The sequence below is a fragment of the Vibrio sp. Vb2960 genome, assembly GCF_033337665.1.
Lineage (GTDB): Bacteria > Pseudomonadota > Gammaproteobacteria > Enterobacterales > Vibrionaceae > Vibrio > Vibrio alginolyticus.
The window spans coordinates 97187-109638 of record NZ_JAWORD010000005.1 but is presented as its reverse complement, the minus strand read 5'-3'; the positions used below and the strand labels follow the sequence as shown (position 1 = coordinate 109638).

At 45.5% G+C, this 12452-nt stretch carries 8 protein-coding genes; all 8 read left to right on the top strand.

All coding sequences use genetic code 11. From position 1 onward, the window contains the following. The first annotated feature begins 127 nt into the window (after positions 1-127). The 8 genes from R7O03_RS06025 (at position 128) to R7O03_RS05990 (ending at position 12451) form a co-directional block, all read left to right on the top strand. Positions 128-1789 (top strand): 4Fe-4S dicluster domain-containing protein, encoded by a 1662-nt coding sequence (locus R7O03_RS06025; RefSeq protein ID WP_318131588.1) that lies wholly within the window; start codon positions 128-130, stop codon positions 1787-1789. A gap of 9 nt (positions 1790-1798) precedes the next feature. Beyond that, on the top strand, positions 1799-2425 hold the full coding sequence (locus R7O03_RS06020; RefSeq protein ID WP_005495048.1) for a molecular chaperone: 627 nt from the start codon (positions 1799-1801) through the stop codon (positions 2423-2425). Positions 2426-2498: 73 nt separating this feature from the next. Beyond that, positions 2499-2699, top strand: a complete 201-nt coding sequence (locus R7O03_RS06015; RefSeq protein WP_005396171.1) for a twin-arginine translocation signal domain-containing protein — start codon at positions 2499-2501, stop codon at positions 2697-2699. A gap of 10 nt (positions 2700-2709) precedes the next feature. After that, a complete protein-coding gene (locus R7O03_RS06010) occupies positions 2710-5565 on the top strand; it encodes a formate dehydrogenase subunit alpha (RefSeq protein ID WP_171342963.1) in 2856 nt (951 codons plus the stop codon). Between the two features lie 11 nt (positions 5566-5576). Next, the gene (gene fdh3B / locus R7O03_RS06005; protein ID WP_005377536.1) at positions 5577-6185 is read left to right on the top strand and encodes a formate dehydrogenase FDH3 subunit beta; all 609 of its coding nucleotides are present in this window, start codon (positions 5577-5579) and stop codon (positions 6183-6185) included. A gap of 14 nt (positions 6186-6199) precedes the next feature. After that, positions 6200-7252: a formate dehydrogenase subunit gamma gene (locus R7O03_RS06000; RefSeq protein WP_213912423.1), complete on the top strand. Its 1053-nt coding sequence runs from the start codon at positions 6200-6202 to the stop codon at positions 7250-7252. Continuing rightward, complete coding sequence (locus R7O03_RS05995) at positions 7236-7652, top strand: membrane protein (protein ID WP_005377532.1); 417 nt, start codon at positions 7236-7238, stop codon at positions 7650-7652. Before R7O03_RS06000 ends, R7O03_RS05995 begins: the two co-directional genes overlap by 17 nt. Positions 7653-8074: 422 nt before the next feature. After that, positions 8075-12451 (top strand): RHS repeat-associated core domain-containing protein, encoded by a 4377-nt coding sequence (locus tag R7O03_RS05990; RefSeq protein WP_318131587.1) that lies wholly within the window; start codon positions 8075-8077, stop codon positions 12449-12451. The last annotated feature ends 1 nt before the right edge of the window (position 12452 follow it).

The following is a 12452-nucleotide window of genomic DNA, read 5'->3' as shown; positions in this document are numbered from 1 at the left end:
CGTAGTATTCATCGCCTATAGATGGCGGAATAAGAATGCTCATTGATAAGTTAATCAGCAGAATCTCCGGCGCTAACTACACTAAGAGATGGAAAAGACTATCCATGTTCATAAATGGAATTGAGCAATGCTGAAACAATTATTAGAACAAGCAACTTCCAATAACGGTAAAGCGAGGCTGTACGCTTTCGAAAATACCGTAGAGTTGACCAATCTTATTCCACCAACCGTAAGCTATGAAAGCGGCGGTAATACTTTGATTGTGGGCCCAACAGCAATCATCGAAAGTGCGGCAGCGCAATTGTCGCAAATGAACAGCCTAACGCTGCTTTCTACCGATGGCGAAAAGGGCACAAATCCCGAGCTTTATTACGCCAATTCGGTTCAGGTTTCAGGGTTCTTAGGTACGTTTGAAGTTCTGATTGAAAATCATGGTTCGACCAACAATCTTGCCAAGGTCGCGATCAATAGCGATTGTTTCGATATCGTACTCGATCTTTGCCTTAACAGCTGCATGTCGGAAGAAGTCCCAGTACCGGGCTACTACCCAGTAGGTCGTGGCTATCCGAAACTGGCTGAAGCGTTGGAAGAGATTCCAACCTTAATGGGGACGTTCGATAAACCGAAATTCTTCCGTTTAGATACCGATTTATGTGCACACAGCTCTCGTGGCGTAAAAGGTTGCGAACGGTGTGTGGATGCTTGTCCGGCAGGGGCACTATCGAGTGAAGGCAGCGACAAAACGGGCCATCGCATCGAGATCAACCCATACCTATGTCAAGGCGTGGGTACTTGTGCTACAGCGTGTCCGACAGAAGCGATTCATTACGCACTGCCAAACCCTGAAGATACGCAAAAGTTTATTGAACGTACGCTCGCCAACTATGAGCAAGCGGGTGGTTTAGATCCTATCGTATTGATTTGCAGTTTTCGCCACGAGAGCTACAACGTGATGGCACTAAAAGCACTGCCAGATAATGTGATTCCAATTGTGGTGGAAGAACTGCCTTCGGTTGGTATTGATACTTGGTTCGCCGCGCTTGTGAATGGTGCTACTCAGGTGCTGTTTGCGGCTTCACGTTTTATGCCTCAAACCATTATTCGTGTGCTTAATAGCGAAGTAGGTATTGCTCAAGAGCTGCTCGGTCAGCTTGGTATCGCCAAAGAAACCATCGACATTCTGTATCTAGAGTCACTACGTGAAGGTGCTCCGACACTTTGTACTGAGTCTTTTGATTTGGCATTAGGTGATTTGCAAGGTAACAAACGTCAGCGTCTATTTACGGCGTTGGATGCGTTGTCCGCATCACGTATTCCAGTTGAGAACATTGTTGAACTTCCAGCGAACGCACCTTACGGCACAGTCTCTTGTGAAAGTAAAGGTTGTACGTTGTGTATGAGCTGTGTGGCGGTGTGTCCAACACGTGCATTGCATACGGACGGTCGATCTCCGTCGCTTAAATTCGTCGAGCAAGACTGCATTCAATGTGGGCTGTGCGAGAAAGCGTGTCCAGAGAAAGTGCTGACGCTTACTCCTCGTATGAACTGGGTGAAAGAAGAACGCCAGAAAGCGGTTGTGATTCATGAAGAAAAGGCAGCCGAGTGCATTCGTTGTCACAAGCCTTTTGCTCCGCAATCGATGATAGACATGCTACAAAACAAGTTACGCGGTCACTCTTATTTCTCTGATGAAGCGGCGATCAATCGTATCGCGATGTGTGAAGACTGCCGTGTGATCGACATGTTTGAGTCGATGGCAGAAGACCCAATGAAACAACTGAAATACTAGGAGCTCGCAGTGGACACACAACAAGAACAAACACTGAGAACAGACATTTATCTCGTTCTATCTGCACTTTTTCGTAGTGCGCCTAGTGATGAAATGCTGGCGTTCCTGAAATCGCTAGAAATTGAACCGTCTGAGAGCGCGATGCAAAAAGCTTGGCTCGCACTGCAACAAGCCGCGAACGAAGCGCAGCGAGAAGCGTTAGAAGAAGAATATCAAGATCTGTTTATTGGCATTGGACGTGGTGAAGTTGTGCCATTCGGATCTTGGCATCGCACTGGCTCGATGATGGAAAAACCGTTAGCGGAAATTCGTCGCGATTTGGATCTTTTAGGCATCGAACGAGAAGAGAACGTGAAAGAGCCTGAAGACCATATTTCTGCACTGTGCGAAGTGATGGCAATGCTGACAGGTGAAGAGGAAGAACTTCAACAAGCGGTGTTTAACAAACACATCGCCCCTTGGTTCCAATCTTTTACGCGCCAACTAGAGAATGCAGAAAGCGTGAACTTCTACAAGCCAGCTGCGCAGCTTTGCGATGCGTTTTTAACGTTAGAGCAAGTGCGCTTTAGCGTGAACACCAAAAGCAGTAAGAGCAAATTAAAAATTGATGTGAAAAACGTCACTGATTACGAGTAATCGAGCAGTACTTGGTCATATCGATAGAGGGGCATGAGTCTCCAAAGATCTACCGTAAGGTAAGGAAGCAATGATGAAAGATAATAAAGAAATAAACACAAGCCGTAGGGATCTCCTAAAAGGCTTCACAACCGCTGCCGTTGCTGGTGCTGTTGTTGCGGGAACCACAAAAGTGGCCGTTGCTTCAGAAACGGTTGAGCCTTCTGAAAAAGACGTGAAGAAGAAAGGGTATCGTGAAACTCAACACATTCGCGATTACTACGACACACTTTAGGAGATAACGGATGAAACTTGTCAAACGCTCCGACAGTGTGAGCAAAGAAACGAACCAGCTTGGCGTATCTCGTCGTGCATTCATGAAAAACACTTCGCTTGCCGCTGGTGGCGCAGTGGTTGGTGCTAGTCTATTCGCACCGGGAATGATGAAAAAAGCGCAAGCAAAATCAGTCGATCCAGAAGCGAAAACAGAAGTAAAACGTACTATCTGTTCTCACTGTTCAGTGGGTTGTGGTATTTACGCAGAAGTTCAAAATGGTGTTTGGACGGGGCAAGAGCCTGCATTCGACCACCCATTTAACGCCGGTGGTCACTGTGCAAAAGGCGCAGCATTGCGTGAACATGGTCACGGTGAGCGCCGTCTTAAATACCCAATGAAGCTTGAAAACGGTAAGTGGAAAAAGCTTTCTTGGGATCAAGCGATCGAAGAAATCGGTAACAAGGTGATGGACATCCGCAAAGAGTCTGGCCCTGATTCGGTTTACTTCTTGGGAAGCGCAAAGCACAGCAACGAACAAGCGTACTTGTTCCGCAAAATGGCATCACTTTGGGGCACTAACAACGTTGACCACCAAGCGCGTATTTGTCACTCAACAACCGTGGCGGGTGTAGCGAACACTTGGGGTTACGGTGCGATGACCAACTCTTTCAATGACATGCACAACTGTAAGTCGATGCTGTTCATTGGTTCAAACCCAGCTGAAGCACACCCAGTAGCGATGCAGCACATTCTGATCGCGAAAGAGAAGAACAACTGTAAGATCGTCGTAGCGGATCCTCGTCGTACGCGTACGGCAGCAAAATCGGATCACTATGTCTCACTTCGTCCTGGTTCTGACGTAGCATTCATTTGGGGTGTGTTGTGGCACATCTTCGAAAACCAATGGGAAGATAAAGAATTCATCCGTCAACGTGTATTCGGTATGGATGAAATCCGTGCTGAAGTAGCGAAGTGGACGCCAGCAGAAGTTGAGCGTGTAACAGGCGTAAGCGAAGAAGACGTTTACCAAACAGCAAAACTGCTTTCTGAAAATCGCCCAGGCTGTATTGTTTGGTGTATGGGTGGTACTCAGCATACTACTGGTAACAACAACACACGTGCTTACTGTGTGCTTGAGCTAGCGCTTGGTAACATTGGTAAATCAGGCGGCGGCGCAAACATCTTCCGTGGTCACGATAACGTACAAGGCGCGACCGACCTAGGCGTACTTTCTGACACGCTACCGGGTTACTACGGCCTTTCTGAAGGTGCTTGGCGTCACTGGTCAAAAGTGTGGGAAATCGATTACGAATGGATTAAAGGTCGTTTCGATGACAACGCTTACGGTGGTCAAAAACCAATGAATAGTGCAGGTATTCCTGTATCTCGTTGGGTGGATGGCGTACTGGAAAACAAAGACAACATTCGTCAACGCGAAAACATCCGTGCAATGTTCTACTGGGGTCATGCAGTGAACTCTCAAACACGTGGTGTTGAGATGAAAAAAGCGATGCAGAAGTTGGACATGATGGTGATTGTGGACCCATACCCAACTGTTGCTGCGGTAATGAACGACCGTACCGACGGCGTTTACTTGCTTCCTGCAACAACGCAGTTTGAAACATACGGCAGTGTTACCGCTTCTAACCGCTCTCTACAATGGCGTGATCAGGTGATTGAACCTTTGTTCGAATCAAAACCAGACCATGAAATCATGTACCTGCTTTCGAAGAAACTGGGCTATTCCGATCTTCTGTTCAAAAACATCCGTGTTGAAAACAACCAGCCGGTGATTGAAGACCTAACGCGTGAATTCAACAAAGGCATGTGGACGATTGGTTACACAGGCCAAAGCCCAGAGCGTTTGAAAGCGCACCAACAAAACTGGCATACGTTCCACAAAACCACATTAGAAGCGGAAGGTGGCCCTGTCAACGGTGAAACCTACGGTCTACCTTGGCCATGTTGGGGTACACCGGAAATGAAACACCCAGGCACACACATTCTGTACGATACGTCTAAGACGGTTGCAGAAGGTGGCGGTAACTTCCGTACGCGCTTTGGTGTGGAATTCGAAGGCAAGAGCCTTCTTGCAGAAGACAGTTATTCGAAAGGCTGTGAAATCAAAGACGGTTACCCAGAGTTCACTGACAAGTTGTTGAAACAACTTGGTTGGTGGGACGACCTAACTGCTGAAGAGAAAGTGGCAGCAGAGGGTAAAAACTGGAAGACTGACCTTTCTGGCGGTATTCAGCGTGTCGCGATCAAGCACGGTTGTATCCCATTTGGTAACGCGAAAGCGCGTGCGATTGTTTGGACGTTCCCAGACCGCGTACCACTGCATCGTGAACCACTGTACACACCACGTCGTGACCTTGTAACGGATTACCCAACTTGGGATGACAAAGATGCAATCTTCCGTGTTCCTACGTTGTATAAATCAATTCAAGAGCAAGACAAATCGGGCGAGTACCCAATCGTTCTGACTTCTGGCCGTCTGGTCGAATACGAAGGTGGTGGTGAAGAGACGCGTTCAAACCCTTGGCTTGCCGAGCTTCAACAAGAAATGTTTGTTGAAGTAAACCCGAAAGACGCGAACGATCTTGGCTTTAGAGATGGTGATGATGTTTGGGTTGAAGGTGCAGAGAAGGGACGAATCAAGGTGAAAGCGATGGTTACACGTCGTGTGAAACCTGGCTTGGCGTTCATTCCATTCCACTTTGGCGGTAAGTTCGAAGGTGAAGACCTACGTCCTAAATACCCAGAAGGTACACAGCCTTACGTTGTTGGCGAATCGGCTAACACGGCAACCACTTACGGTTACGACCCGGTTACCTTGATGCAGGAAACCAAAGTAACCCTATGTAACATTCGTAAAGCGTAAGGAGTCAGACAATGGCACGAATGAAATTTCTATGTGACACCAAACGCTGTATCGAGTGTAACGGCTGTGTTACTGCATGTAAGAACGAAAACGACGATGCGCTTGAATGGGGCATTCAACGTCGCCGCGTGGTAACACTAAACGACGGTGAAGCTGGTGAAAACTCTATCTCTGTTGCTTGTATGCACTGTACCGATGCGCCTTGTATGGCAGTTTGTCCAGCTGATTGTTTCGAGCATACCGAAGACGGCATCGTTCTTCACAATAAAGATCTGTGTATCGGTTGTGGTTACTGTTTGTTTGCTTGTCCGTTTGGCGCACCTCAGTTCCCTAAACAAGAAGCGTTTGGCGAACGTGGCAAAATGGATAAATGTACTTTCTGTGCAGGCGGCCCAGAAACAGAGCCTGGCTCTGAGGAAGAGCGCCAAAAATACGGTGCGAACCGTATCGCAGAAGGCAAGTTACCGATGTGTGCATCGCTTTGTTCAACCAAAGCGCTGCTTGCGGGTGACGCAGAGAAAGTCTCTGACATTTTCCGTCAACGTGTGGTAGAACGCGGCGCGAAAAACGCAGGTTGGACAGACGGAAACGATCTTTCTTACGATGCGACGAAAAGCTAAGTAAGGAGAGGCACATGTTAAACACGCTTAAACGTGCATCTCTAGCAATGCTGTCAATGATGACGGCATTGCTGCTGACTTTTGCAATGCCTGCTTCAGCAGAGGAACAATCTTCTAAAGTTATTCAACAGGAGATCACGCAACTCGCCGGGGCAGACTATTGGCGCGAAGTCAGAGAGGGGCAAGAAGGCTACACCACGTCTCAATCGCCAGAACATGGCGTATTGATCAGTAAACCCGGTGAGACTTGGTACATTCTAAAAGAGAAATGGATGTCTCCTGCTGGTGCTGTCGCGATTTTCGGCAGTATAGCGATGGTTATCATGGCTTACGTATTTGTTGGCCCTTTGATGCTAAGTAAGCCTCGTACAGGCAAAAAGATAAAGCGTTGGTCTCGTTTAGACCGCGCGCTTCACTGGAGTATGGCGTTTACATTCTTAACGTTGGCATTCAGTGGTTTGATGCTGGTTTACGGTAAGCACTTCTTAAAACCGTACGTTCCTACTGAGTTCTGGGGCTTTATCGTCATGTTGGCGAAGCAGTACCACAATTACATGGGACCATTGTTCTTCATTTTACTGATGCTCGTGCTCTTTAAATGGTGGCGCAAGTCGATTCCAAACATGACAGATGTTCGTTGGTTTATGAAAATGGGCGGCATGGTTGGTAAACACAAAGGCACACATCCGTCAGCTGGTTTCTCAAACGGTGGTGAGAAGGCAATCTATTGGTTGTTAATCTTCTTTGGTGCTATCGCGGCAGTGAGTGGCTTAGTTCTGGACTTTCCTATCTTTGGCCAAACTCGCCGTGACATGGAGCTTTCTAACTTAGTTCATGCGATTTCGGCGCTGATTCTAATCTGTGGCTTTATCTTCCACATCTATATTGGTCTATTCGGTATGGAAGGTGCGCTAGAAGGCATGGTGACAGGTGAAGTTGATGAAACATGGGCGAAAGAGCATCACGATCTTTGGTATGAAGAAGTGAAATCCAAAGAAGCAATGGGCGAAACAGATACGGCACAAACGGAAGTAAAAGGAGCGAAAGCGAATGAACAAACCTCATAACGGGATTTGGGTTGCGTACATCCTGAGCTGTCTGACCCCGTTTACGTTTCTGATCTCAGGCGTTATCGCAATTATCTATGCGGGTTACCGATTAGATAAGGGAGAAGACAGCGACGTAGTGATTTCTCATTACTACGGTTTAATTCGCACCTTCTTTCTCTACCTGACGTTTTTTGTTGTGTTGATCGTCACCGTCGCGACTTCTAATGGTGTACTCGTTGGCGTGAGTGATTATTGGTTGCATAGTACTTTGCTTGAAACCATCGCTTACTTTATTCCTTGGGTAGGGATGGTGTTTGCTGCATTAGCCATCTTGGTGTGGTTTATGCGAATGTTTCAAGGGATGCAGCAACTACTCAATAACCAACCACACAGACCATCGACAGGTCCAAACCTTTAATCAGTATTCTTTAAGCAAAACCGCCGTAATAGGCGGTTTTTTGTTGCTGTTTTGTCTCAAATATGAAGCGTTGAGTCGCAGTGGTGATACTTGATGCAACTTATTGAGTGAATTTACGTAACTGGGCAGAAAATCATAGTTAAGTAAGAAACATGTAAAAAAATCGCGTCACGATGAGACATTAGTCTCACTCACGCTATTGTTCATTTACTCAGGATTCATCGTCCCGTTAAAGTACGCTGCGCTCAGAAATTCAAAGAGTTGCATACGTGAAAATTGCCATCAATACATTCAGTCTACGCATACAGAGGAATCTCTATCGGAGGATGTTTGATTAAGGCATCTTGCTCTCACAAATAAAAAGAGCGAAACGAGCATTAAATGATGCGGCAAGGTAAGAAAAGGACAAACACGTTACGGCTATGATCCCTCAATTCGTCATTCCTATCACGAATCGCTTTGGTGAAAGTTATCACTTCTCTGGTCAGTTACTTACTAACGGCGAACCTAAAACATTCGTGACCGAACAAGAGGCAATAGAGTTTCTTGAGAGCTTTGGTGAGCTTGACCTTCGCTCTGTCGAGGACTTGTTCTATGCGATTGGTCAATTCAAGCCAAACATACCTGACGGTGAGCTTACTTCCCAACACTATAATTCAACGTTTGCCAATGCTTTGGTGAACGGTGACTTGCATGTCGCTCGAATTGTACCTACCGGCGAAAACTACGCACTCTCGTCGGCGGTTACGCCTCCACCGACTCAAAATACCGTCAATGCAAAACCATCGAAGGGAAAGGGGAAGTCGAATAAAAAGAGTGGCAGAAGTGCCGCATCCGCCAAGCCTCAGCAACAAAGCAGCGAAAAACATGAGAAAGCCGGTGATCCTGTATCACTTGTGACGGGTGAAGAAATTCTCGAACTCTATGATATCGAGCTACAACAAGGTACTACTTGGCAGCGTACTTACCGCTCTTCGCAGTCGGATGTAAATCATGGAATGGGCTTTGGTTGGCGACATGCATTTCAGTTTGAATTACGCGAAAAGACGAACGAGAAAGACAATGTTATCGCTTGGGAGTTTGTTGACGATAAGGCAGATATCACAGAATTTGAGCCAGTAGATATTGGAGCGACAAGTTACCAGATATACGCTGGTGCGAGCTGTTATTTCCTAAATTCAGCAACTCGGATCGTGACGCTCGCTAGTGGGCATCAATATAGGTTTGAGCAAAAAGATGATCGTTGGCTTGTTAAACAAGTTAGAAATGGCACGTTTTCAACGTTTCAATTGCAGTATTCTCGAAACCATCGATTGATCGAGATCGCATATAACAAGCGTCCGGTTCTTGAATGTCAATATGATAAGCAAGGACGCCTTGTAGAACTGCTTAATGCAAAGTCCCAAAAAGTTCTGACAACTTATACCTATGATGAGCACGATGATTTGGTCAGTGCAACTAATCATTTGGGCTTGAAGGAACAGTATCAATACCGCGGCCATTTAATTGTTAAGCGTGTACGACCAACTGGCTTTACTCATTATTTTGAATGGGATGGCGAAGGTGCTAACGCGAAATGCATCAGGAACGTTGGGGACGCAGGAATTTATGACTATCGCTTCCATTATCAAGGAAATCACTCTTCTTATTCTGACTCGTTAGATCATCAATGGTCTTTCTTGCATGACGAGCAGGGTAACCTACTTGAGAAAATAAGCCCCACAGGTAGAACTTGGCGATGGCAATATGATGAATTAGGACGAAAAGCACAAGCTATCTATCCTGATCAGTCAACGGTCAATTATCAATATAATCAGCATGGTCAATTAGTTTCTAAGTTTCATTCCTCTGGCAAAGAAATTCAATATGGTTATGACGGCTTAGGTAAGTTAGTTAAAACGGTTTCACCTGACGGGGATATCGAGAAGGCTTACTACAATAGCCTCGGTCAAAGAGTTTGGGATACCGATCAGTTCGGCTGTGTCACGGAATATGATTACGATAAACACGGTCAAGTCGTCAAAAAAGAGTCTGAAGATGGTAAGAAAAGTCAGTGGTGGTGGGATGAACAACAAAGACTTATCGCGAATGAAATAGACGGTACATTACTTCGTTATAGCTACAATGAAGAAGATTTAGTGAATGGCGTTGCTTATCCCGATGGGTGTATTGCTCAACTCGCTTATGATCAATTTGGCAGGCGTACATCAGTTCGTTATTTTAACGACGAAGACAAAGTCGGTTATAGCGAAGAATATTCTTACGATGAGCACAGTCGTGTTGCTCAGATTCGAACGCCAGCAGGCATTACCTCGTATCAATGGGGAGCACTCGCGCAACAAGAAGCAGTCATCTTTCCCGATGGCAGCCATATTTCTTACGAATACGATCAACAACGTAACCTGACTAAATTAGTTCGGAGTGACGGCTTAGAGTTCGAATTCCTGTATGACGATGAAGGCCAGCTATCAGGAACTGTTGGGTTTGATAATCTACACAGCCAATTTGATTATGACGATATGGGGCGCATCCATCGTAAGCAAGTCGCCGATAGGACCGTGCTGTACCGCTATGACGCTGCGGGTTATCTCAAGCACGTCAAAGCAGGAAATGGTAGCAGTATTGTAGAGAACCACTTCAATTATACGCTTGGTGGTCGACTTACTTTCGCATCCAATCGCCATCACACATTGCAATACCAATACTCTTCATTCGGGCATTTAACAAAGCGCATTCAAGGTCAGTTTGAGATAGCGCAGGAGTTTAACAGAGTTGGCCAACGCGTATCTCAGGTACTGCCAGATAATACGGAGCTGAACTTCTCTTACGATCGATATGGGCGTTTTTCAGCGATTCGGTTTGGAAACCTAGATTTACCTCAAATCAAATTTCATTACGATGAAATGGGACGAGTTTCCCAAATTGAAACGGCACATTTTAATGAGCGCATCATTTATGATGGTGTTGGTCGTTTGGTCGAACAACATTGGCCTGATAGAGAGAAAAAGTACGTTTACAATGCGCAAAACCGTATTTCATCAATCATTGATAATACGGCAGGAGCAACACACTATCAGTACGATGCCTTAGGGCAACTTAAACGAGTCAATGCTTCCGGAGAAGTGACTAAGTTTGAATACGATAGTTTTGGCAATCCTACTTTGCCATCTTCAGAGGTATTCGCTGATCGTATTGAAGTACACGATGATGTACGGTTCAAATATGACTCGCAAGGAAACCAGACAAAACGTGAGGGGCAAGGACACGTTCAGACTCGCGTATTTGATGCGCTAAATCAGCTCATTGAAGTTCACACCGACGATGGTATCAGTCAATATGAATATGATGCATTAGGGCGCAGAACGAAAAAAATTACACAAAAAGGCGTTACAGAGTTCTTGTGGGAAGGTGAACGTTTAATTGGTGAACGCTCTTCAGGTGCTTTCCGTTGGTACCTATATCAACCAGAAACCTACACGCCAGTGGCACTGCTAGAAAATGACGTTATTTATTGGTACCAGTGCGATCAAGTTGGTAAACCAGAGCGACTGATCGATTACGAGGGGAATGTTGTATGGAGTGCCAGCTACGATGCTCACGGCTTTGCTCATGTACATATTGAAAAAGTAGTAAATCCACTGCGTTTTCAAGGACAGTACTTCGATCAAGAAACCAACTTACATTACAACCTCGCTCGGTATTACGATCCTAAACTAGGATGTTTTATCCAACAAGATCCGATATCTATTGCTGGTGGTATTAATCATTACCAATATGCAGTCAACCCTATCCAGTGGATTGATCCAACAGGTTTCCTTTGTGAAGAAGGGCTAAAACGCTTGGGTCAAATGTTGGCAGAGTATCAGGCGCAAAGCGATGTCCCCCAAGAGGTTTGCGATCAGATTTTAGAGGCAGCAAAAGAATCATCCGTCGGAGAAGATGGCGTTCGCTCGCAAGTCAAAATCCGAAAACCCAAAGGTAAAAATCATATTCGATATGAATACGATTTAGACCGTATTGATTGCGAAAGAAACGAGATTACTTTTTATCGTCATATCAATCATTCAGATGGCAGCCGACACGAAGTGCAGTATGTTGTTGGGATTGAGGAGTTTGTCAATGCGCATGTTTTTGACTCAGAGAAAGTTGGCGGGGAAGAAGGTTGCACGATCTTTACTGAAGATCTTGTGCTAAATAAAGCAGAGTATAAAGAAAACTCTGAACTCAATACGAGTGATTATGAGCTAACAGAAAGAAACAAAGCAAAAATTGATGAATGCTTGAAAGAGCGTCAAGAGGCAATGGACGCTCGATCTGGCGAAGAGGGATATAACGCTCAAATTGGTAATATTAACCAACAGTCTGCAAAAATAGGTGAGTTGGCCGCGGATGACTTTGTCCGGAGTAAACGTCCTAATGCTAAGCTGCTTCATCCCAAAGATATTGGAACCTCAATTTCGAAGCCGGGCGACTTTGATATGGTTTATGAGGTGGAAGAGCCACCACCAGGTGAAATTATAATTGTTGAGGCCAAAGGGGGGAGCAGTCCTTTGGGTAGTAGAAAAATAGGAAACGAAGCATGTCAGCAAGGAACGGCTAAATATGCAGCGGCAATAGTTGGTAAGATGTCTAGGAATGGGCGAAATACAACAGAGTGGGAAGCAGCTAAATCAATAAGAAACGCTTCGAGGAGTGGACGCCCAATTAGATATATACATACTAAAACCCCAATCTCTGAATCAGGGAAAGTTTCAAAGGTTAAAGTAAAAGAATTTAATGTAGATTTAGGGAAGTTTTAAA

Excerpts from the sequence above, each read along its gene's own strand:
- R7O03_RS06025 (WP_318131588.1), top strand. The coding sequence starts at position 128 with ATGCTGAAACAATTATTAGAACAAGCAACTTCCAATAACGGTAAAGCG.
- R7O03_RS05995 (WP_005377532.1), top strand. The coding sequence starts at position 7,236 with ATGAACAAACCTCATAACGGGATTTGGGTTGCGTACATCCTGAGCTGT.
- R7O03_RS06015 (WP_005396171.1), top strand. The coding sequence starts at position 2,499 with ATGAAAGATAATAAAGAAATAAACACAAGCCGTAGGGATCTCCTAAAA.
- fdh3B (WP_005377536.1), top strand. The coding sequence starts at position 5,577 with ATGGCACGAATGAAATTTCTATGTGACACCAAACGCTGTATCGAGTGT.
- R7O03_RS06010 (WP_171342963.1), top strand. The coding sequence starts at position 2,710 with ATGAAACTTGTCAAACGCTCCGACAGTGTGAGCAAAGAAACGAACCAG.
- R7O03_RS05990 (WP_318131587.1), top strand. The coding sequence starts at position 8,075 with ATGATCCCTCAATTCGTCATTCCTATCACGAATCGCTTTGGTGAAAGT.
- R7O03_RS06000 (WP_213912423.1), top strand. The coding sequence starts at position 6,200 with ATGTTAAACACGCTTAAACGTGCATCTCTAGCAATGCTGTCAATGATG.